The organism is Nocardia sp. JCM 34519.1 (assembly GCF_020361265.1).
Taxonomy (GTDB): Bacteria; Actinomycetota; Actinomycetes; order Mycobacteriales; family Mycobacteriaceae; genus Nocardia; species Nocardia arthritidis_A.
Window position 1 is genome coordinate 460,605 of sequence record NZ_JAIRBR010000005.1, and the last position, 21,618, is coordinate 482,222.

Annotated in this window: 18 protein-coding genes; 13 read left to right on the forward strand and 5 right to left on the reverse strand. The window is 67.6% G+C overall.

The genetic code is table 11. The features are described from left to right. Positions 1-23: 23 nt before the first annotated feature. Complete coding sequence (locus LGY53_RS16780; protein WP_167475780.1) at positions 24-329, forward strand: hypothetical protein; 306 nt, start codon at positions 24-26, stop codon at positions 327-329. On the opposite strand, the gene LGY53_RS16785 is transcribed toward LGY53_RS16780, so the two are convergent. Both LGY53_RS16785 and LGY53_RS16790 read right to left on the reverse strand, forming a co-directional pair. Continuing rightward, on the reverse strand, positions 231-2,834 hold the full coding sequence (locus LGY53_RS16785; RefSeq protein ID WP_225727591.1) for an AMP-binding protein: 2,604 nt from the start codon (positions 2,832-2,834) through the stop codon (positions 231-233). The genes LGY53_RS16780 and LGY53_RS16785 overlap by 99 nt on opposite strands. Positions 2,835-2,925: 91 nt before the next feature. Further along, complete coding sequence (locus tag LGY53_RS16790; RefSeq protein ID WP_167475778.1) at positions 2,926-3,810, reverse strand: PAC2 family protein; 885 nt, start codon at positions 3,808-3,810, stop codon at positions 2,926-2,928. A 204-nt stretch (positions 3,811-4,014) separates the two neighbouring features. Here LGY53_RS16790 and metH point away from each other — a divergent pair, with 204 nt between their 5' ends. The 10 genes from metH to LGY53_RS16840 all read left to right on the forward strand — a co-directional run bounded on the left by metH (position 4,015) and on the right by LGY53_RS16840 (position 16,343). After that, the gene (gene metH / locus LGY53_RS16795; protein WP_225727592.1) at positions 4,015-7,593 is read left to right on the forward strand and encodes a methionine synthase; all 3,579 of its coding nucleotides are present in this window, start codon (positions 4,015-4,017) and stop codon (positions 7,591-7,593) included. Between the two features lie 276 nt (positions 7,594-7,869). Continuing rightward, entirely contained in the window at positions 7,870-9,546 is a 1,677-nt protein-coding gene (locus tag LGY53_RS16800) for a serine/threonine-protein kinase (RefSeq protein WP_225727593.1), read from the forward strand. Between the two features lie 99 nt (positions 9,547-9,645). After that, a complete protein-coding gene (locus tag LGY53_RS16805) occupies positions 9,646-10,317 on the forward strand; it encodes an HAD family phosphatase (protein ID WP_225727594.1) in 672 nt (223 codons plus the stop codon). A gap of 240 nt (positions 10,318-10,557) precedes the next feature. Beyond that, a complete protein-coding gene (locus LGY53_RS16810) occupies positions 10,558-11,403 on the forward strand; it encodes an arpA protein (protein ID WP_225727595.1) in 846 nt (281 codons plus the stop codon). Positions 11,404-11,431: 28 nt separating this feature from the next. Further along, positions 11,432-12,256, forward strand: a complete 825-nt coding sequence (locus tag LGY53_RS16815) for a class I SAM-dependent methyltransferase (protein ID WP_225727596.1) — start codon at positions 11,432-11,434, stop codon at positions 12,254-12,256. Continuing rightward, positions 12,253-14,076 carry a choline/carnitine O-acyltransferase gene (locus LGY53_RS16820; protein WP_225727597.1) on the forward strand — a complete coding sequence of 608 codons (1,824 nt, stop codon included), beginning with the start codon at positions 12,253-12,255 and terminating at the stop codon, positions 14,074-14,076. The genes LGY53_RS16815 and LGY53_RS16820 overlap by 4 nt, the downstream gene beginning before the upstream one ends. 16 nt (positions 14,077-14,092) lie before the next feature. Continuing rightward, on the forward strand, positions 14,093-14,668 hold the full coding sequence (locus tag LGY53_RS16825; RefSeq protein ID WP_225727598.1) for a GNAT family N-acetyltransferase: 576 nt from the start codon (positions 14,093-14,095) through the stop codon (positions 14,666-14,668). 55 nt (positions 14,669-14,723) lie between these two features. Then, entirely contained in the window at positions 14,724-14,987 is a 264-nt protein-coding gene (locus LGY53_RS16830) for a phosphoribosyl-ATP diphosphatase (RefSeq protein ID WP_167475772.1), read from the forward strand. Positions 14,988-15,033: 46 nt separating this feature from the next. Further along, positions 15,034-15,885 (forward strand): ATP phosphoribosyltransferase, encoded by an 852-nt coding sequence (hisG, locus tag LGY53_RS16835; protein WP_225727599.1) that lies wholly within the window; start codon positions 15,034-15,036, stop codon positions 15,883-15,885. A gap of 293 nt (positions 15,886-16,178) precedes the next feature. Beyond that, positions 16,179-16,343: a hypothetical protein gene (locus tag LGY53_RS16840; RefSeq protein ID WP_225727600.1), complete on the forward strand. Its 165-nt coding sequence runs from the start codon at positions 16,179-16,181 to the stop codon at positions 16,341-16,343. Here LGY53_RS16840 and LGY53_RS16845 read toward each other — a convergent pair. Further along, entirely contained in the window at positions 16,340-17,221 is an 882-nt protein-coding gene (locus tag LGY53_RS16845; RefSeq protein ID WP_225727601.1) for a RecB family exonuclease, read from the reverse strand. The genes LGY53_RS16840 and LGY53_RS16845 overlap by 4 nt on opposite strands. 74 nt (positions 17,222-17,295) lie before the next feature. Here LGY53_RS16845 and LGY53_RS16850 point away from each other — a divergent pair, with 74 nt between their 5' ends. Further along, on the forward strand, positions 17,296-18,129 hold the full coding sequence (locus LGY53_RS16850; RefSeq protein ID WP_225727602.1) for a tRNA (adenine-N1)-methyltransferase: 834 nt from the start codon (positions 17,296-17,298) through the stop codon (positions 18,127-18,129). A 15-nt stretch (positions 18,130-18,144) separates the two neighbouring features. On the opposite strand, the gene LGY53_RS16855 is transcribed toward LGY53_RS16850, so the two are convergent. Beyond that, the gene (locus tag LGY53_RS16855; protein ID WP_225727603.1) at positions 18,145-18,660 is read right to left on the reverse strand and encodes a hypothetical protein; all 516 of its coding nucleotides are present in this window, start codon (positions 18,658-18,660) and stop codon (positions 18,145-18,147) included. 180 nt (positions 18,661-18,840) lie between these two features. Between LGY53_RS16855 and arc the strand changes: the two genes are divergently transcribed. After that, positions 18,841-20,601, forward strand: coding sequence for a proteasome ATPase (gene arc / locus LGY53_RS16860; protein ID WP_167475766.1), 1,761 nt, complete (start codon positions 18,841-18,843; stop codon positions 20,599-20,601). A 57-nt stretch (positions 20,602-20,658) separates the two neighbouring features. On the opposite strand, the gene LGY53_RS16865 is transcribed toward arc, so the two are convergent. Beyond that, positions 20,659-21,612 carry an Lrp/AsnC family transcriptional regulator gene (locus tag LGY53_RS16865; RefSeq protein ID WP_225727604.1) on the reverse strand — a complete coding sequence of 318 codons (954 nt, stop codon included), beginning with the start codon at positions 21,610-21,612 and terminating at the stop codon, positions 20,659-20,661. Positions 21,613-21,618 lie beyond the last annotated feature (6 nt).

The window sequence follows — 21,618 nt, forward strand, 5'->3', positions numbered from 1 at the left end:
CCCCACATCCAACGGAGGTTCGGGTGGAAGCGTTGATCTATGGATATTTGCGTGACGATCTGGCCGATGGGCACAGCGAGGAGCTCGAGAACGCGATGAGCACCCTCGCCCGTGCCGAAGGCCTGTGCTTCGCCGCAACTTTCCATGAATCGACATCGGGTGACGGCACGGCGTTTGCGGAGCTGACGCGGGAGCTGCAGCGCGCGGACGCGCACCACGTCGTGGTGCCCTCACTCGATCACCTTGCCGGCCAGACGATTCCGCGTGACATCCTCATCGCGAAGCTGGCCCAGGACGCGGCGGCCCAGGTCTGGACCGTCGAACGCTGACGTCTTCCGGCTCCTCGCGAACACCCAGCGTCGGATAAGCGCCACCGTGTGACTCGCCGCGATCCCGGCGGCAAGACAGGCGAAAAGCGCTGTGCTGTCATGTGTTCCGAACAGCGGATAGATCTGCCAGTGCAGCAGGTAGACGAACAGTGAGCCGTCGGCCAGCAGCGCCGCCACCCCGGCGATCGGTACGGGCACCCGCAGTGCGGGCAGCCAGGCCAGTAGCAGGAGGCAGGCGATGACCAGCCGCTCGCGTTCGGCCTCGGCGAAATAGCCTGGCACCGTTACCAATACGATGACGCCGACGAGCACGCGCTGCCACGTCGTCGTCGCCTTGGCCGCGGCCCAGCCGACGACGAAGAACCAGGCGGCCAGCGGCGAATACGGCACATCCGCGGCCGAATACGGTCCGACGGGCAGGTACCGGAAGATCAGTGCGACCGTGAGCAGGCCGAGCGCGAACCGGAACGGGTCGCGCCGCTCCAGCGTGTCAACCAGCGGTAGCCGAATGAGCAGTGCCGCGGCGATCAGGAAGTAGACGAGCACCTCCAGGAACCACAGGTGGCCCGCGGTGCTGCTCTCGGCCGGACCCAGAATCTTGTTGAGCAGCAATAGGTTCTGCCAGCCGTAGTAATCCGTGAACGGCAGCGTCGCGGCCACCCACAGCGCGGTCGGCACCGCGATGAACGCCGCGGTGCGTAGCGCGTGCCGGGTGCGCGCGGGCCCGGGGACCGAGGTGAGCGCGAACCGGGCGAAGTTGAATCCGGCCACGGCGAGCAGCACGTGGGCCGCGCCCAGCAGTTGGAACAGTCCGATATGGGTGCCCGCGATCAGCACGATACCGGCCGCGCGCAGTCCGGTGGCGGTGTCGATGGTCCGGCTGAAATGCCTGTGGCGCTTGGATTTACCCGTCTCGCCCGCACGGAGCGCGGACAGTTCCGCGACGGTGCGATCCGGCCAGTCGGTCGGCAGTGCGCCGATGACGCGCCCGAGCCGGACCGAAGTGTGCACGTAGGTCAGCGAATTGCCGCCGAGCTCGCCGAAAGTGCGTTCGGCGGCGATGGATTCGGGACGCAGCCCGAGCGCGTCGGCGTAGATGGCCCGGATGTCGGCGAGTTCGGGCGCCGGGGCAGATAGGCCACGTACGGCCGCGTAGTCGAGCTTTCCGTTTGCCAGCCGCGGTAATTCGCCGACCGGGACGATCCGGATGGCGCTCGCGGGCAGACCGCTCAGTTCGGTGACGAGCGTGGTCGGATCGGTGGCCGGGCCGCCGGTGCGCACGGCGACCACCAGGCCCGCATCGCCCTCGGCGCAGCAGGCGCTGAAACCCGCTGCGGCCAGCCCGGATTCGAGCCGTTCCAGATCGATGCGGAGCCCGAACGGTTTGGCGAAGCGGCTGCGCCTGCCGACGATGCGGATCAGGCCCTCCGGTGTGCGCCGCGCGAGATCGCCGGTGCGCAGCGCGCGTACGGTCCGGCCGAGCGCCAGATCGGCAGCGGATTCGGCGTAGCCCATCATCACATTCGGGCCGTGGTAGACGAGTTCGTGCGCATCCTCGCCGTCGACGGATTCGAGGGTGAACCGGCCGCCCGGAATCGCGACGCCGACGCAGTCCGGATGCGCGGCGGTGAGCCGGACCGGAAGGTAGGCCATCCGCGACGTCGCCTCGGTCTGGCCGTACATGACCACGAAATCCCAACCGGCACTTGCTCCGAGCCGTGCGTACCGGCGCACCAGCGCGGGCGCCAGCCTGCCACCGGACAGGGTGATGTAGCGCAGCGCGGGCAGCGGCATGCGGTCGAATCCGATGCGCTCCAACAGTTCGACGGTGTAGGGGACCGCCGCGAACGAGGTGGCGCGGTGCCCGCGGAACTCGGCCCAGAACTCGTCGTCCAAGACCGACCGTTCGGTGAGCAGAAGGCTTGCGCCGCAAAGCAGATGGCTGTGCACCACGGATAGGCCGTAGCAGTAGAACATGGGCAGCGTCGTGGCCGCCCGGTCGTCCGGGCCGAGCGAGAGGTACGCGACGATGGCCGCCGCGTTCGCGAACAGGTTCCGGTACGAAAGCCGCACCAGCTTGGGCGACCCGGTGGAACCCGAAGTGCTCAGCAGCAGTGCGAGATCCGGATGCAGCCGGTGTTTCGTCACCGTCCGGCGGATCCGGGTCACGCCGCCGTCGCGCACCACATCCGGGTCGTAGATCCGCATCAGCTCATCGGTGATCTCGGCGGTGAGCAGCACCGCGCAGCCCGCGGCCAGCGCGCCGAGATATGCGACGAGGGAATCGAGGTCGTTGCGCACGGCCAGTGCGACGAGACGCCGGTTCGGTCCGAGTGTGCTCGCGTACTCCGCGACGAGTGCCGCCAGCCGCGCGTAGGTGACCCGCTGCAAATCCTCCGTCACCGATTCCGCCGCTGTGACATTCGCCGAGGCAGATCGAGAGCAGAGGACGGCGATCCGGTCGTCGTAGCCGTTCAGGCTGGCGACGATCGGGAAGATGGTCACCCCGAGAAGTCTACGGGGCGAGCCGATTCCATCCTTCAGGTGGCCCCCCGCGAACTTCTGGTGAACCGGTGCTACAGTGCCGGGCCGCCCGTCACAGCCCGAAGCTGCCCGGCCCCCGGCGCCGCAGGTACTTCTCGAATTCGGCCGCGATGGCGTCGCCGTCGATCTTGGCGATGGCCTCGTTCAGATCCAGCGCCGCATCGCCGCGCTCCTCCAAAGACCGTACGTACTCGCTGATTTCGTCGTCGCCGACGGTCATCTCGTTGACCGCGGTCTCCCAGTCCTCGGCCTGCTTGGGCAGTTCGCCGAGCGGGACCTCGATATCGAGGACGTCCTCGACGCGATGCAGCAGCGCGATGGTCGCCTTGGGGTTGGGCGGCTGCGAAACGTAGTGCGGCACCGCGGCCCAGAACGACACCGCGGGCACACCGGCCTTCACGCACTGGTCCTGCAGTACGCCGGTGATGCCGGTGGGACCCTCGTATCTGGTCTGCTCCAGGTTGAACCGTTCGGCCGCCTCCTTGCTGTAGGCGGATCCGGTCACCGGGACGGGCCTGGTGTGCGGTGTGTCCGCCAGCAGCGCGCCGAGTATGACGACCGTCTGGACGCCCAGCTGTTCGATGAACTCCAGTAGGTCGGCGCAGAAGCTGCGCCAGCGCATATTCGGTTCGATACCGCGTAGCAGCACGATATCGCGGTCGCTGCCGGGCGGCGAGCACACCGAGAGCATGGTGGATGGCCACTGGATCTCCCTGGTGACGCCGTCAACCTGACGCACCGTCGGCCGATTGACCTGGTAGTCGTAGTAATCCTCGGAATCGAGTTCGGCCAGTGGTTCGGCGTCCCAGATCAGTTCCAGATGTTCGACCGCGCCGCTGGCCGCGTCGCCCGCATCGTTCCAGCCTTCGAAGGCGGCGACGAGCACCGGATCCCGCAACGTCGGCAATTCGGAATCGGGAGGTTCACTGGGGTTCACCCGGTCAGCCTACGGTGTATGAGGCCCGGTTGTGTTCCTACTCCCGTGTTCCCGGCCGTTCCTTTTGCTGCCACAGGGGCGGTACGGCGGCGGAGCCGACCGGCGGCGCGCAACGCCGAATGAATCCGATCCCGAGTGTGGCGCCGGACACCCCAACCGGGTTCCGTATCGGGGATTGTCCGATCGGCCAATTACGCTGGACCCATGTCCGCGCACCGCCCCGCCGAGTTCGACACCACGCTGCTCGACACGCTCCGTCGGCGTGTCGTGATCGGCGACGGCGCCATGGGAACAATGTTGCAGGCGGCCGACCTGACCCTCGACGATTTCCGCGGGTTGGAAGGCTGCAACGAGATACTGAACGAAACCCGCCCCGATGTGTTGCGCGGCATCCACCGCGCGTATTTCGAGGCGGGCGCGGATGCGGTGGAGACCAACACCTTCGGCTGCAATCTGCCCAACCTCGCCGACTACGACATCGCCGACCGGATCCGCGATCTGTCCGAGCGCGGCACCCGGTTGGCCCGCGAGGTCGCCGACGAGATGGGGCCGTCCGCCGATGGCACCCCGCGGTATGTCCTCGGTTCGATGGGTCCGGGCACCAAGCTGCCGACGCTGGGCCACGCCCCGTTCACCGCGCTGCGCGACGCGTACGCCGAGGCGGCGCTCGGCATGCTCGACGGCGGCGCCGATGCGATCCTCATCGAGACCTGCCAGGACCTGCTGCAGGTCAAGGCCGCGGTCACCGGCAGCCAGCGGGCGATGATCACCGCCGGACGGCGGATTCCGATCATCACCCACGTCACCGTGGAGACCACCGGAACGATGCTGGTGGGCAGCGAGATCGGCGCGGCGCTCACCGCGATCGAACCGCTCGGCATCGATGTGATCGGGTTGAACTGCGCGACCGGTCCGGACGAGATGAGCGAGCATCTGCGGCATCTGTCCAGGCACGCCAGGGTGCCGGTATCGGTGATGCCGAACGCGGGCCTACCCGTGCTCGGCGCCGACGGCGCGGTCTATCCGCTGACGCCGGAGGAGTTGGCGATCGCGCTGCGCGGCTTCGTCACCGAATTCGGGCTCGCGCTGGTCGGCGGCTGCTGCGGCACCACGCCCGAGCATATCCGGCAGGTGGCCGAGGCGGTCGCGGAAGTCCAACCGGCACAGCGCAATCCGGTGCACGAGCCGAGCGTCTCCAGCATGTACACCGCGGTGCCGTTCGAGCAGGACGCCTCGATCATGATGATCGGTGAGCGCACGAATGCCAACGGCTCCAAGGCATTCCGCGAGGCCATGCTGGCCGAGGACTGGCAGAAATGCCTCGATATCGCCAAGGATCAGACCCGCGACGGCGCGCACATGCTGGATCTGTGCGTCGACTACGTCGGCCGCGACGGCACGAAGGATATGTCCGAGCTGGCATCCCGGCTGGCCACCGCCTCGACGCTGCCGATCATGCTCGACTCCACCGAAACCCCGGTGCTGCGTGCGGGTTTGGAGCATCTGGGCGGACGCTGCGCGGTGAACTCGGTGAACTACGAGGACGGCGCGGGCCCGGATTCCCGCTTCCAGCAGACCATGCGGCTGGTGGCCGAACACGGCGCCGCGGTGGTCGCATTGACCATCGACGAGGAGGGCCAGGCCCGCACCGCGGCGAAGAAGGTGGAGATCGCCGAGCGTCTCATCGCCGATATCACCGGCAACTGGGGGCTTTCCGAGAGCGACATCATCATCGATACGCTCACCTTCACCCTCGGCACCGGCCAGGAGGAGTCACGGCGCGACGGCATCGAAACCATCGAGGCCATCCGGGAATTGAAGCGGCGTCATCCGCAAGTGCAGACCACCCTTGGTCTTTCGAATATCTCCTTCGGCCTGAACCCGGCCGCGCGGCAGGTGCTCAACTCGGTCTTCATGCACGAATGCGTCCAGGCCGGACTGGATTCGGCCATCGTGCACGCCTCGAAGATCCTGCCGATCAGCCGGATTCCGGAAGAGCAGCGCACGGCCGCGCTGGACCTGGTCTACGACCGGCGCACCCCGGATTACGATCCGCTGCAGAAGCTGATGGCGCTGTTCGAGGGCGTTTCGGCATCCTCGTCGAAGGCCTCGCGCGCGGAAGAGCTTGCGGCGCTGCCGCTTTTCGAGCGGCTGGAGCGCCGGATCGTCGACGGCGAGAAGGCGGGCCTCGACGCCGACCTGGACGAGGCCATGAAATCCGTTCCGCCGCTGCGGATCATCAACGAGACGCTGCTCTCGGGCATGAAAACCGTTGGCGAACTGTTCGGTTCGGGTCAGATGCAGTTGCCGTTCGTACTGCAGTCCGCCGAGGTGATGAAGTCCGCGGTGGCCTATCTGGAACCGCATATGGAGGCCACCGACGATTCCGGCAAGGGCCGCATCGTGCTGGCGACGGTCAAGGGCGATGTGCACGACATCGGCAAGAACCTGGTGGACATCATCCTGTCCAACAACGGCTACGAGGTGGTGAACCTCGGCATCAAACAGCCGATCGCGACCATCCTGGACGCCGCGGTGGACAAGAAGGCCGATGTGATCGGCATGTCCGGACTGCTGGTCAAGTCGACGGTCGTGATGAAGGAGAACCTGGAGGAGCTCAACTCCAGGGGAGTGGCCGACCAGTTCCCGGTGCTGCTCGGCGGCGCCGCGCTGACCCGCTCCTATGTCGAGAACGACCTCACCGAGGTCTACCACGGCGATGTGCACTATGCCCGCGACGCCTTCGAGGGCCTGCGCCTGATGGACGACATCATGACCCGCAAGCGCGGCGGCGGGCTCGATCCGGACAGCCCGGAGGCCATCGCCGAACGGGAGAAGGCGGCCGAACGCAAGGCCAGGCACGAGCGGTCCAAGCGGATCGCGGAGGAGCGCAAGGCCGCCGAGGCGCCGATCGTGGTGCCCGAGCGTTCGGATGTCGCCGCCGACCTGCCGGTGCCGGTGCCGCCGTTCTGGGGTTCGCGGGTGGTGAAAGGTCTTTCGCTGCACGAGTATTCGGGCCTGCTCGACGAGCGGGCGCTCTTCCTCGGCCAGTGGGGCCTACGCGGGCAGCGCGGCGGTGACGGGCCGTCCTATGAGGAACTGGTGGAGACCGAGGGGCGGCCGCGGCTGCGCGCCTGGCTGGACCGGTTGAGCACCGAGGGTGTGCTGCAGCATGCGGCGGTGGTGTACGGCTACTTCCCGGCGGTGTCGGAGGGCGATGACGTCATCGTGCTCGCCGAGCCGAATCCCGATGCGGCGCAACGGTATCGGTTCACCTTCCCGCGTCAGCAGCGGGACCGGTTCCTCTGCGTCGCCGACTTCATCCGGTCGCGCGAGCGGGCCGAGGCGACCGGTCAGGTGGACGTGTGGCCGTTCCAGCTGGTCACCATGGGTCAGCCGATCGCCGACTTCGCCAACGAGCTCTTCGCCGCCGACAACTATCGCGACTACCTGGAGGTGCACGGTATCGGCGTGCAGCTCACCGAGGCGCTGGCCGAGTACTGGCACCGCCGCGTCCGCGAGGAGTTGCGCATCGACGGGCGCGCGGTCGCCGATTCCGATCCGGACGATGTGCTCGACTATTTCAAGCTCGGCTACCGCGGCGCGCGCTACTCCTTCGGGTACGGCGCCTGCCCGGATCTGGAGGATCGCGCCAAGCTGGTGGAGCTGCTCGACGCGGGCCGCATCGGGGTGACGCTCTCGGAGGAATTGCAGTTGCATCCCGAACAATCCACCGACGCTTTCGTACTGCTGCATCCGGAGGCGAAGTACTTCAGCGTCTGAGAATCGAACAGCGCGGCATCGCCCATCCCGTTATCCAACCGGCCAGCAGAATGTGACGGCCCTCACCGGGCCGGGCACCTATTCGGCATGCTGGTGGATACGGGCTGGGTAGTTATGCCATTGTCGATACGTTGCAACTGCATCCGGAGCAGTCGACGGGTGCGTTCCCCGTGGCCTTCGGGTGTAAAGCGCTTCGGCGCGTAGGGTTTTCGGAGTTTCCGGGCCACGCGCCGTTGGGCGAGAAGAACTCGGCGGGTTATCGGGAGGCAGTACACCATGACGGCGGATCGGTTGATCGCGGGACGGTATCGGCTCACGGATCCGATCGGCACTGGCGCCATGGGTGTGGTCTGGCGGGCCACCGATGTGCGACTGCGACGCACCGTCGCGGTGAAACAGCTGCTGCTCGGACCCGGGCTGTCCAGGTCGCAGGCGGTCGAGGCACGAATGCGGGCGATGCGCGAGGGACGCATCGCCGCCCGGCTACATCATCCGAACGCGATCACCGTCTTCGATGTCGCGGAGGAGGACGGCCAGCCGTGGCTGGTGATGGAGTACATGAACGCGCCGAGCCTGGCGGCGCGGCTATCCGGTAAGCGCACGCTGCCGCCCGCCGAGGTGGCGCGGATCGGCGCGCAGGCGGCGGGCGCGCTGGCCGCCGCGCACGATGCGGGCATCATGCATCGCGATGTCAAACCGGCCAACCTGCTCGTCGGCGACGACGGTACGGTGAAGATCACCGATTTCGGCATCTCGCACGCGGTCGGCGATGTCACGGTCACCGCGACCGGATTCCTCGCCGGCACACCCGCATATCTCGCACCGGAGGTGGCGCGCGGCGAGAAACCGGAACCGGCCTCCGACGTATTCGCCCTCGGCTCAACGCTGTACGCGGCGGTGGAGGGTGGCCCGCCGTTCGGCGAGGGTGACAATCCGCTCGCCGTACTGCACGCGGTGGCCCGCGCGGAGGTGCCGAAGCCGGAGCGCGCCGGCGCGCTCGGCCCGGTGCTGCTGCGGCTGCTCGCGCCGACGCCGGAGGAGCGGCCGACCATGCGCGAGGCCAAGCAGGCGCTGGAAGATATTGCGGCGGGCCGCAATCCGGAGCTGGCGCCGCCACCGCAGACCAAGGTGATGCCGGCGGCGGAGGCGGACGGCGGCTCCGACAAGACGACGGTGATCTCGGCTCCGGAGCCCGCGGGCGCCACCGAGGTGGTCGCCGCACCGGTCGCCGCCCCCGCGCTGCCGCCGCCCGCCAAACCCGCGAATTCGACACTGCCAGGAGGGAATAGCGAGGGCGGTGCGCGCAACCGGGTGGTCGCCATCGGTGCGGTCGCCGCGCTCGTGGTGCTGATCGTCGCGGGCGTCATCGCGTACGCGGTGAACTCCGGGCACGACAGTGGTTCGACCGCCGCGCAGTCGTCCTCGGTCGCGCCGCCCGTCACCTCGTCGAGCGGCGCGGACAGTTCGACGCCGTCCCCGGCCGTCGCGAATCCCGTTGTGCCGGAACAGCCGAACCCCGCGACCGGCACCCCGTCCACGCAACCGACGCCGACACCGTCGCCGACGCCCAGCAGCGGCGCGCCGTCGAGCGGCGCCAAACCGCCGACCACCACCCCGCCGCCACCCATCACCACGACGCCGTTCGGCCCCGCCGCGGTGGACAAGTCGGGCTTCGTCAGCGGTTACTACGGCATGCTGCCCGGGAACCCCTCGGGCGCCTGGTCGCAGCTGTCGCCCTCGTACCAGGCCTCGACCGGCGGCTATAACTCGTACGTCGCGTTCTGGAAGGAGTTCAGGTCGGTCAGCGTTTCGGGGCTGACGCAGAACGGCGACACCGTCACCGGGACCGTCACCTACGTGCACACGAACGGGTTCGTGGAGACCGAGCGGCGCTGGTTCCTGGTGACCTCGGATGGCGGGCGCACCGTGATCGCCAATTCCCAACGGGCATGAGCGAACTGGTGCCGATCACCGACACAGCGTCCATCGCGGTCGAGTGCCGACGGGGATCGGCATGAGTGAGCTTGCCGAGGAGTCGAGGAGGAAATCGGGATGACGATGCGACCCGCCGCGGTGCTGTGGGATATGGACGGCACCCTGCTCGACTCCGAAAAGCTGTGGGATATCGCGGTCCGCGAGTTGGCCAGGGAGCACGGCCGGGAGATGACCGACGCGATCCGGCACGCGCTGATCGGAACGTCGGTGGAGAATTCGCTGCGAATCATGTTCCACGGCCTGGGAATCGAGGAGACGCCCGCGGCGGTGCGCACGTCGCGGGAATTCCTCGACCGACGGGTGGTCGAGCTGATGTCCGGCCCGATTCCGTGGCGGCCCGGTGCGAAGGACGCGCTGGCGCTGGTGCGTTCGGCCGGGCTGCCCACCGCGCTGGTCACGAACACCAAGCGCGATTTCACCGAGTACGGCCTGGACACCCTCGGCCGCGAATACTTCGACGTCACCGTGTGCGGCGATGAGGTGCCGCACGGCAAGCCCGAGCCCGATATCTACCTGCGGGCCGCCGAACTGCTCGGGTTGAACCCGGAACACTGTGTGGCGGTGGAGGATTCGCCGACCGGTGCGGCGGCTGCCCAGGCCGCGGGCTGCGGACTGCTCGTGGTGCCGTGCGAGATTCCGGTGCCCGATGCCCCCGGCCGTCTCTTCCGCGACACACTCGTCGGACTCGAACTCGCCGACCTCGAAGCGGCCCTGCGCGTTCGGGTTTGATCCGGGCCGGGCGAAATTCGATGGCCGCCGCGAATATTCGGTGGTCATCGGAATTCGTGGCCGGATAAATCGGGCAATTCGGATCAACGGTTCGGCGGCGGGCGGCGAATCTGTCGGAACGGTGTCGAGAGTTACTGCGCCGCAACGGGAGTGCGCCCAGCTGAGCGGGTGTGACCGTAGTCACTGGCAATCTCAGCGAATCCGGCGCGCCGACGGCGGCGCTGCACCAGAATGGCGCGCATGGCAGCGATGGGTGTCCTGGACGAAATCGTCGACACCGAACGGTATCCGCTCGCGGCTGGCGCGAGCGCCGTCGTCGCGCGGGCCCGCGCCGAACTCGCCGCCGAAGGCTGCACCGTACTGCGCGATTTCATCCGGCCCGAACTGCGCGAGACCCTGCGCGCACAGGGCGCCGAGTTCGCGCCGCGCGCGCACTACGCGGTCGAGCGGGTCAACGCGTACAACATTCCGCTGGATTCGCCGCTGCCGGACGATCATCCGGGCCGCATCGTGCTCGAACGCGGCAATGCCTTCGTCGCCCGCGACCTCATTCCGGCCGGCGCGCTGATCCACCGGCTCTACGTCGATCCCGCGTTCCAGCGTTTCCTCGCCGCATGTTTCGGCGGCGCCGAACTACACGAATTCGCCGATCCGCTGGCGGGCCTCTGTTTGAATGTGGTGGAGCCCGGCATGTCGCATCCGTGGCATTTCGATACCAACGAATGCACCGTCAGCATGTTGACCCAGGCCGCGGATTCGGGCGGAATCTTCGAATACTGCCCCAACATTCGCGCACCGCACGCGGAAAATCTCGACGACGTGCGTGCCGTGCTCACCGGCGCGGGCGAGCGGCTCATCAAACGACTGGAGCTGCGCCCCGGCGACCTGCAGCTGTTCCACGGCCGCTTCTCCCTGCACCGGGTATCGCCGGTATCCGGTGCGCGGCAACGGCATTCGGCGATTTTCGCCTACACCGACCGCCCCGGGGTGATCGGCAGCGTCGAACGAACCCGTCAGCTCTTCGGACGGGTCCTATCGGATCACCTGGACGCCGCCGCGATGCGGGGCGACCGACTGCTCGACTGAGCGGTGCGCGAGAAGAGGAAAACAGGATATGCCAGCGTCGCACACGACCGGGAAAGCCTCCTTCGACGATATCTACGACCGCCCCGATCCCCGCGACTACTACGCCCGCATGTCCGAATTGGACTATCGCATACCGGAATTGGCGAAACCGTATTTCCAGCGGCAGTTCGACGACTACCGCGCGGCCACCGGGGCCACCCGCATCACGGTGCTCGATATCGGCTGCTCCTACGGCGTGAACGCGGCGCTGCTGCGCTTCGACACCACCATGCGCGGACTGGCCGACCACTACGGCGCGGCGGGTGCCGCCGACCGCGCCGACCTGCTCGCCCGCGACCGGACGGTGCTCACCGCCGCCGACGGCCAGCCCGATGTCCGGTTCGTCGGCATGGACGCCTCCATGACCGCGCTCAGCTACGCGCGGGAGGCGGGTCTGCTGCACGATACGGTGCACGCGGATCTGGAGAACGCCGAACCCACCGATGCCCAGCGCGATACGCTCGCCGCGGCCGATCTGGTCATCTCCACCGGCTGCGTCGGCTACATCACCGAAAAAACCCTGACCCGGGTGGCCACCGCGCATCCGACCAGGCGACCGTGGATGGCACACTTCGTGCTGCGCATGTACGGATTCGACGCGATCGCCGCGGCCCTCGCCGAGCTCGGCTACCGCACCGAACGCGCGCCCGGACTGTTCGAGCAGCGGCGCTTCGCCTCCGCCGCCGAACGCACCCGAGTGCTGAACACCTTGGCTGCCAACGGAATCGACACCGATGACTGCGAATCCGACGGCTGGCTGTACGCGAACCTCTACCTGTCCCGCCCGCACACCGATTCCGAGGATCGAGAATGACTGACAGCGAAGTACGCACCTTCGCCGCCGACGACCGCCTGCCCCGGGTGCCGCTACCCACCCTGGAGGACAGCTGCGCGCGATTCCTGGAATGGTGCGCCCCGCTGCTCACCGCCGAGGAATTGGCCAGCACCGAGGCGGCGGTGGCCGACCTGCTGCGCCCCGACGGTCCGGGGCGGAAACTGCATGCCGCACTTCGGGAATACGACGCCACCCCCGGCGTGGGCAGCTGGCTCGACCTGTTCTGGCCGTCCCGGTATCTCGGCCGTCGCGACCGGATCGCGTTGAACGCCAACTTCTTCTTCCTCTTCCGCGACGACACCCCGCTGGCGGTGTCGACCGGTCAGGGGCAGGCGGCGCGCGCCGCCGGAATCATCACCGCCGCACTGGCATACAAGCTGGCGCTGGATGACGAGGCGATTCCGCCGGTCGTGCAACGCGGCCAACGGCTTTCGATGTGGCAGAACAAATATCTGTTCTCCGAGACCAGGATTCCGGGCGAGCAGCAGGACACCGTGCGGGTGCCCTACAGCGACGAATGGCCCGGCCCGTCCCGGGCGCGGCATATCGTGGTGTTCTTCCGCGGCAGCATGTTCCGGATGGATGTCATCGGACCGGACGGTGTGCCGTACGCGTCCGGCGATATCGCCGATGGTCTGCGCGCGGTGCTGAAGGCGGGCGCGCGCCCGGCCCGCACGGATACCGCGGTGGGCCATCTCACCACCAAGGCCAGGGCCGAATGGGCGCGCAGCAGAGCGGGTCTGCGGGCCGAACCGGCCAATGTCGCGGCGCTCGACACCATCGAGACCGCGCTGTTCTGCGTGTGCCTGGAGGATTTCGCGCCGCGCGATACCCTGCACGCCTGCGATCAGCTGCTGCACGGCGACAGCGCCAACCGGTGGTTCGACAAGGCGGTGTCGTTCATCGTCTTCGCCGACGGGCAGGCCGGGATCAACGTGGAACACTGCGGGCTGGACGGCACCACCATCCTGTCGTTCGTCGACACGCTGCTGCAGGCTCCGGTGGACGAGCACGCGGAGCGGTCCGGCGCGGCGGCGCAGGGCCTGCCCGCGGTCGAGCCGATCGAATTCGTCCTAGACGCCGCGCAGCGCACCGATATCGCGGCGGCGGGGGCGGCGTTCGCCCGCTACGCCGCCGAAAACGCCACCGCGACGGTGTCTTTCGAGGAGTTCGGGACCGCGCGCGCCAAACAGCTCGGCATCTCGCCGGATGCGTTCGCGCAGTTGAGTTATCAGCTCGCGCACCGGCGCAGCAAGGGAATCACCGGCGCCACCTACGAATCGATCGCGACCAGGCAGTGGCGCAACGGCCGCACCGAGGCCATGCGGGTGGTCACCCCGCAGATGATCGCCTTCGTCGACGCCATGCAGGATCCGGCCGCCGACGCGGCGACCAGGCGGGCGGCGGCGCTGGAGGCCGCCGAGGCGCACGTGACGCGCGCGAAACAGTGCCAGGCGGGTGACGCGCCCGAACAGCACCTCTGGGAGCTTCAGTGGATCCAGCGCAGGCGCGGCACGGAACTCGGTGTCACCGAACCGATTCCGCTCTACGACAGCCCCGGCTGGATCATCATGCGCGACGATTACCTGTCCACCAGTTCGGCGCCGTCGGTCAACATCCGCTACTTCGGATTCGGCTCGACCAGCCCGCGCTGTATCGGCGTGGCCTACGTGCTGCTGCCGGACCGCTGGAACCTCTACCTGGCCACCCCGAAGGCGGTCGCCGACCAGATGTACGCGTTCGCGGATCAATTGCGCACCGCCGTGGCCGAACTCACCGACCTGCTCGGCGGCGCATGATCGAAGCACGGGCGGCATGCGCGAGGCCGAGGTGAGCGGACCAGCAACGCCCGCACCGGAATTCAGGTGGCGTCGGGTCACCGAGGCGGATTTCGGGCTGCTGCGCGAATGGCTCATGCAGCCGCATATCCAGCGGTGGTGGCACCACGAGACTTCGCCCGAGGCGGTCGAGCGGGATTTCGGGCCGACCGCGCGCGGCGCGGAACCGGCCGAGGATTTGCTGATCTTCGTGGGCGGCGAGCCGATCGGCCTGGTGCAGCGCTGCGTGCTCGCCGACTATCCGGAGTACCTCGCCGAGCTCGACGGGTTGATCGAACTGCCGGCGGGCGCGATGAGCCTGGACTACCTTGTCGCCGGGCCGGATCGGGTGGGTCGGGGCGTCGGTTCGGCCATGCTGCGCGCGATACTCGCCGGAACCTGGGCCGAATTTCCCGGCGCCACCTGCGTGATCATCCCGGTGGCCGCCGCCAATCGCGCGTCGTGGCGGGCGTTGGAGAAGGCGGGGCTGCGGCGCGTCGCGCAGGGCTGGCTGACACCTGACAACCCTGTCGACGACGGCACGCACTACATCTACCGGATTGATCGGCCGTAGCAAACCCGGAGCCGACCAGCGGTGGGCGGTGAGCGGTCTGCGAGAATGACCGGTCGTGAAGAACTTCGAATCCCTGTTCGCCGAGCTGCAGGATCGTGCGGTCACCCGCCCAGAGGGGTCGGGAACCGTGGCCGCGCTGGACGCCGGCGTCCATACCCAGGGTAAGAAGGTGCTGGAGGAGGCGGGCGAGGTGTGGCTGGCCGCCGAACACGAGAGCGACGAGTCGCTCGCCGAGGAGATCTCGCAGCTGCTCTACTGGGTTCAGGTGCTGATGGTGGGTCGGGGACTGAAGTTGGAGGACGTCTACCGACATCTGTGACGGCCGACACTCCCGCCGCACTCTCCCCGAAAGGAAACCCTCCCGCATGCTGCGCGTAGCAGTCCCCAACAAAGGCGCCCTGTCCGAATCCGCGACCTCCATCCTGGCCGAGGCCGGATACCGCAGGCGCACCGATTCGCGCGACCTCACCGTGCTCGACCCGGCGAACCAGGTGGAATTCTTCTTCCTGCGGCCCAAGGACATCGCCATCTACGTCGGCTCCGGCGAGCTCGACCTCGGCATCACCGGCCGCGACCTGGCGCTGGATTCCGGTGCGCCGGTACAGGAACGGCTGGCGCTCGGCTTCGGCCGATCCACCTTCCGCTATGCCGCCCCCGCGGGCCGCGAGTGGACCGTCGACGATCTGTACGACAAGCGCATCGCCACCTCCTACCCGAACCTGGTGCTCGATGACCTGCGCCGGCGCGGGATCGAGGCCGAGGTGATCCGCCTCGACGGCGCGGTGGAGATCTCCATCCAGCTCGGCGTCGCGGACGCCATCGCCGATGTGGTCGGCTCCGGCCGCACCCTGCGCCAGCACAATCTGGTCGCGTTCGGGGATTCGCTGTGCGATTCGGAGGGTGTGCTGATCGAGCGCGCCGGTTCGGATCAGCGCGACCGCGCCCGCAACCAGCTGGTGGCGCGCATCCAGGGCGTCGTCTTCGCCCAGCAGTACCTGATGCTCGACTACGACTGCCCGAAGGATCTGATGGAGGAGGCCGTCAAGATCACGCCCGGCCTCGAATCGCCGACCGTGTCCCCGCTGGCCGATCCCGGCTGGGTCGCGATCCGCGCCATGGTCCCGCGCAAACAGGGCAACGAGCTGATGGACCGGCTCGCCGATCTCGGCGCGAAGGCCATCCTGGCCACCGACATCCGCTCCTGCCGCGCCTTCTGAGCGCCGGTTCACCCACACCGAATGGCTTCCCGCGCAGGCGATTGCGTGCGCGGGAAGCCGAAACCCACGCGGGAACAAACGCCTTCAGTGGGGAGGTTCGCCGTTTGGTCCGGCGATGGGCCGCGTCGTAGGCTCACGCGAGCGGATCGGGCCGGAATCCGCGACACGCGTTGCGGTGCCGGGCCGGTTCACGAAAACCTAATAAACCGTTCGCGAGACTGTGTGCGTCGAATTACCGAAGAACGCAGCGGTATCGCTACGGTGCGCAGTAATGTGCGCGTGGGAGGAAAGTCGTGGAGCCTGAACTCGAATCGGCCGGCACATGGTCGCGGATCAGGAGCATCCTGATCGCCACCGGGGATGTGGTCGGCGTTTTGGTTTTGATCGTGGTCATCGCGATCATCGGGTCACATGACGACGCCATCGGGTCAATGGCGTCGATCATGCATCACCTTTAGTCGGCGACCGCGTCGGCGAAGGTTTCGTCCGGTGATTCCCCGGTGCCGCCGGTCGGCCAGCCCGGATACGGCGGTGGCGTGCCGCCGAATTCCGGACAAATCGCCTGATAGGCGCAAAATCCGCACAGCCAACCGGGATTCGGCTGGAAGTCGCCGGTGCTGCCCGCCGTCAGAATCGCCTGCCACAGCGCCGAGAGCGTGCGCTCGAAGCGCAGCAATTCCGCCTCGTCGGGGGTGTAGGTGAGGGTCTGCTCGTCGGCCAAATAGATCAATTTCAGTTGGGTGGGCACGATTCCGCGCGTGCGCAGAATGATCAGCGCGTAGAACTTCAGCTGGAACAGCGCCTTCAATTCGTAGTCGACTCCGGGGGCACGCCCGGTCTTGTAGTCCACCACGCGCAGCTGCCCGGTCTGGGCGACATCGATGCGATCTATGAAGCCGCGCAACAGAACTCCGTCCGGCAGCGCCACCTCCACCCGCGACTCGCAGGATTCCGGATCGAATCCGGTCGGATCCTCGATGCGGTAATAGGTGTCGACCAGCGCACGCACCTCGCCGAGGAATGTCTCGCGATCGGTGACCAGCTCGGCCACCTCGGGATGTTCGGCGAGCAGCCGGGCGAGCGCCGGTTCCGCGAGGGCGGCCGCCCGCCCCGGCAGCCGGTCACCCCTCGGCAGTCCGTATAGGTCCTCCAGCACCGCGTGCACCACCGTGCCGCGCACCTGGATCCGCGTCGGCGGCTCCGGAATCCGATCGATGGCGCGGAAACGGTACTTCAGCGGGCACTGTTTGAAATCCATTGCGCGGGAAGGCGACAGCGCGGGCCGCGGCCTGCTCTCCGCTGGATCGGCAGGGGGCGTGGAAACGGGCACCGACATACCTGGCAGGCTATCCCGGCGTACCGACAGCCTCAGGCCCGCATGCGAATGCGGAACACAGAACGGAGTGACTTTTGGCGGCCAGACGGACCGGGCCATTCACCATCGGGGACCGGGTGCAGCTGACCGATGCGAAGGGCCGCCTGTACACGGTGGTCCTGGAGCCGGGCAAGGAGTTCCACACCCATCGCGGCGGGATCAAGCACGACAGCCTGATCGGCGCCGACGAGGGCAGCCTGGTGCACTCCACCAACGGCACCCCGTATCTGGCGCTGCGGCCGCTGCTCGTCGACTATGTGCTGTCGATGCCGCGCGGCGCGGCCGTCATCTATCCGAAGGACGCCGCGCAGATCGTGCACGAGGGGGATGTGTTTCCGGGTGCGCGGGTGCTGGAGGCGGGCGCCGGATCCGGCGCGTTGACTTGCTCACTGTTGCGGGCCGTAGGCCCGGCGGGCGCGGTGGTGTCCTACGAGATCCGCCAAGACCATGCCGACCACGCGGTACGCAATGTCGAGACATTCTTCGGCGAACGTCCGGCTAACTGGTCGCTGACGGTCGGTGACGTGGCCGACTACCCGGGCGACCCGGTGGACCGGGCGGTACTGGACATGCTCGCGCCGTGGGACGCGCTGCCGTCGGTGGCGAAGGCGCTGGTGCCCGGCGGGGTGCTCATCGTCTATGTGGCGACCGTCACCCAGCTGTCGAAGGTGGTGGAGGCGCTGCGCGAACAGGAGTGCTGGACCGAGCCGCGCTCGTGGGAGTCGCTGGTACGGCCATGGCACGTGGTCGGTTTGGCGGTGCGGCCCGAACATCGGATGCAGGGCCACACCGCCTTCCTGGTGAGCGCGCGCAAGCTGGCCGAGGGTGTTGTCACCCCGAAACCGCAACGGCGGCCCTCGAAGGGCTGAGGCGGGTCGACGGGCTCAGGGAGTGCAGGGCGCCTTGGCGAAGCCGAAGATGGTGCAGGCGCTCGCGTCCGAGAGCTTCCACTTGCCGTCGGACTGCTCCCAGGTCATCGGCACCGGGGCGGTGCCGTGCGGCGAGGTGATGCCGACCTGTGCCGCCGCCTTGGTGCCGTCGAGCTTGATATCGCTGACGGCGAACGTCAACGGGTAGTTGGCCAGTCCGGCGGTCATCTTGTCGATGTTGGCAGTCCGCTTGTCCCCGTTGACAATTGCCGCGGCCTTATCCGCCGTAGGCTTATTCGGGTCGGTGATGAGCAGCAAGTTCGCCTGAAGCGCTTCCGCGGTCGGCGCGACGGTGGCACTGTGATCCCCGGACCCCGCTGCGCTGCCGCTCGCCGGCGCGGCGGTCGCGCTCGACGCCTTGGCCGAATCGGACTTGTCGTCCGATCCGCAGGCGGTCAGCCCGACCGTAACGGCGACGGCAGCGGCCGCGGTAGCCACGGTAATACGGAATGTCCTGTCGGGAAGGAGCATCTTCAGCAACCTTTCGGCTCGGTGGGCGAATGGACTCGCCGCAGTCGGGGTTAGGGCAGGCTAACATGGTTGTTCGGACGCCGATCGCAGCCCAGATGTGATCACGACGAAACCATGTCGGAAAGCGAGAACCGTTCACGCCCGGTAGCGTTGATAGACCGGGACTGGGAGGAGCAGCACATGAGCCCCATCGAGAATTCGGATTCGGCGGCCTGGAGAGAGCTCGAGGCAGTACGCGCCGAGGCGGCTGCACTCCGAAGGCAACTCGCCGATTCGCCGGATCGCACACGGGAATTGGAAGCCCGCATCGATTCGCTGACCATTCGCAACACGAAGCTGATGGACACACTCAAGGAGGCGCGCCAGCAGTTGGTCGCGCTGCGCGAGGAGGTCGATCGGCTGGGTCAGCCGCCGAGCGGTTACGGCATCCTGATCGGTGTGTACGACGATCAGACGGTCGACGTGTTCACTTCGGGTCGCAAGATGCGGTTGACGTGTTCGCCGAATATCGATACCTCCGTCCTCGAATACGGTCAGTCCGTCCGCCTCAACGAGGCGTTGACGGTCGTCGAGGCCGGATACTTCGACTCGGTCGGCGAGATCGGCACATTGCGCGAAATTCTCGACGACGGCCGCCGCGCCCTGGTCGTCGGCCATGCCGACGAGGAGCGTGTGGTGTGGCTGTCGGGACCGCTGGCCAAGGTGGCCGAAGTGGACGATCTGGACGATCCGGATTCCCCGATTCGCAAACTGCGGCCCGGTGATTCGCTGCTGGTGGACACCAAGGCGGGCTTCGCCTTCGAGCGCATCCCCAAGGCCGAGGTCGAGGATCTGGTCCTGGAAGAGGTCCCGGATGTCGACTACGCCGATATCGGTGGCCTCAGCAGGCAGATCGAACAGATCAGGGATGCGGTGGAATTGCCGTTCCTGCACAAGGATCTGTTCCGCGAGTACGCGCTGCGCCCGCCGAAGGGCGTACTGCTCTACGGTCCACCCGGATGCGGTAAGACGCTCATCGCCAAGGCGGTGGCCAATTCGCTGGCCAAGAAGATCGCCGAGGCGCGCGGTGAGGATGCCAAGGACGCCAAGTCGTACTTCCTGAACATCAAGGGCCCCGAACTGCTCAACAAGTTCGTCGGCGAGACCGAGCGGCACATCAGGATCATCTTCCAGCGGGCCCGCGAGAAGGCGTCCGAGGGCACCCCGGTGATCGTGTTCTTCGACGAGATGGATTCCATCTTCCGCACCCGCGGTTCGGGCGTCTCCTCCGACGTGGAGACCACCGTGGTGCCGCAGCTGCTGTCGGAGATCGACGGCGTCGAGGGCCTGGAGAACGTCATCGTGATCGGCGCGTCCAACCGCGAGGACATGATCGATCCGGCCATCCTGCGGCCGGGCCGCCTCGATGTGAAGATCAAGATCGAGCGTCCGGACGCGGAATCCGCGCAGGACATCTTCTCCAAGTACCTGGTCGAGGATCTGCCGCTGCACGCCGACGACCTCACCGAATTCAACGGTGACAAGGCGGCCTGCATCGGCGCGATGATCGAGCGGGTGGTCGAGCGGATGTACGCCGAAAGCGAGGACAACCGGTTCCTGGAGGTCACCTACGCCAACGGTGACAAGGAGGTCCTGTACTTCAAGGACTTCAACTCCGGCGCCATGATCCAGAACATCGTCGACCGCGCCAAGAAGTACGCGATCAAGGCGGTGCTCGACACCGGCAACCCGGGCCTGCGCATCCAGCATCTCTACGATTCGATCGTCGACGAGTTCTCCGAGAACGAGGACCTGCCGAACACCACGAATCCCGATGACTGGGCGCGGATCTCGGGTAAGAAGGGCGAGCGGATCGTCTACATCCGCACCCTGGTCACCGGTAAGAACGCCTCGGCCAGCCGGGCGATCGACACCGAGTCGAATACGGGGCAGTACCTGTAAGTGCTCGAAAGCCGAGGGCCGCATTCCAGTTGGGGTGCGGCCCTCGGCTTTTCGAGTTCACGGCGGCGTAGGGGCGTCGCGTTTGGCGAAGGTGGCGATGAGCGCGGTTTCGACCCGTTCGATGCCGTCGACTGCGCCGATGCGTTCGGCCAGGTAGGTGTACAGATCGCTCGAATCGCGGAAGACCGCGATGAGGATCAGGTTGTGGGTGCCGGTGGTCGCGGCGATGAACGCCGCCTCGGCGTCCTCGCTCAGCGACCGGCCGACGGCGGTGAGCCGATTCGGCGCCACCGTCAACCAGATGACACAGGGTGCCGCGAAACCCAGTACCCCGGGGTCGATTTCGACGCTGAAGCGCACCAGCCCGGTGCGCCGCAGTTCCGCGAGGCGCCGCCGCACCGCCGACTCCGACCAGCCGGTGCGCCGGGCGAGATCCGGGTACGCGGCGCGGCCGTCGGCGGCCAGGGCCGCCAGCAGTCGGTGATCCAGCTCGGTGAGCGCTATCGGTTGCGCCACATCGGGATCGGCGGGCCGCAACGCCGCGACGCGGTCCGCGTCGAGCGCGGAGGTGCGGCCGTGCCAGCGCCGCCGCATCAGGTGCCGCAGCACGCGCTGCGCGGAGATGTCCGAGATCTGTTGGTGCCGTGCCAGTTCGGCCAGTGGCGCCGGACCGTTCCCAGGAATCCGGAAGAGACAGGCGATTTCGGTGCCGCTGGACAGCACGCTGACCCACGCGATATCCGGCCGGGCGGTCAGTGCGCGCGCCAGCGCGGCAACGGCGTTGGCGCGCACCTTGATTCGCACCACCCATTCGGCGGCGCCGATGCCGGCGCTGTCGGCGACACCGGTCACCCGCACCACGCCCGCACCGCGCAGCCTGCCGTAGCGGCGGGCCAGGGTGCGGTCGGAGACGCCGAGCACCTCGGCGATCCGGCTGAACGGCGCGCGGCCGTCGATCTGCAGCGCGTGCAGCAGTTGCCGATCCAGTTCGTCGAGGCTGTCCGAATCCACCGGACC

Excerpts from the sequence above, each read along its gene's own strand:
- LGY53_RS16820 (WP_225727597.1), top strand. The coding sequence starts at position 12,253 with ATGACTGACAGCGAAGTACGCACCTTCGCCGCCGACGACCGCCTGCCC.
- LGY53_RS16825 (WP_225727598.1), top strand. The coding sequence starts at position 14,093 with ATGCGCGAGGCCGAGGTGAGCGGACCAGCAACGCCCGCACCGGAATTC.
- hisG (WP_225727599.1), top strand. The coding sequence starts at position 15,034 with ATGCTGCGCGTAGCAGTCCCCAACAAAGGCGCCCTGTCCGAATCCGCG.
- metH (WP_225727592.1), top strand. The coding sequence starts at position 4,015 with ATGTCCGCGCACCGCCCCGCCGAGTTCGACACCACGCTGCTCGACACG.
- arc (WP_167475766.1), top strand. The coding sequence starts at position 18,841 with ATGAGCCCCATCGAGAATTCGGATTCGGCGGCCTGGAGAGAGCTCGAG.
- LGY53_RS16855 (WP_225727603.1), bottom strand. The coding sequence starts at position 18,660 with ATGCTCCTTCCCGACAGGACATTCCGTATTACCGTGGCTACCGCGGCC.
- LGY53_RS16845 (WP_225727601.1), bottom strand. The coding sequence starts at position 17,221 with ATGTCGGTGCCCGTTTCCACGCCCCCTGCCGATCCAGCGGAGAGCAGG.
- LGY53_RS16800 (WP_225727593.1), top strand. The coding sequence starts at position 7,870 with ATGACGGCGGATCGGTTGATCGCGGGACGGTATCGGCTCACGGATCCG.
- LGY53_RS16810 (WP_225727595.1), top strand. The coding sequence starts at position 10,558 with ATGGCAGCGATGGGTGTCCTGGACGAAATCGTCGACACCGAACGGTAT.
- LGY53_RS16815 (WP_225727596.1), top strand. The coding sequence starts at position 11,432 with ATGCCAGCGTCGCACACGACCGGGAAAGCCTCCTTCGACGATATCTAC.
- LGY53_RS16805 (WP_225727594.1), top strand. The coding sequence starts at position 9,646 with ATGACGATGCGACCCGCCGCGGTGCTGTGGGATATGGACGGCACCCTG.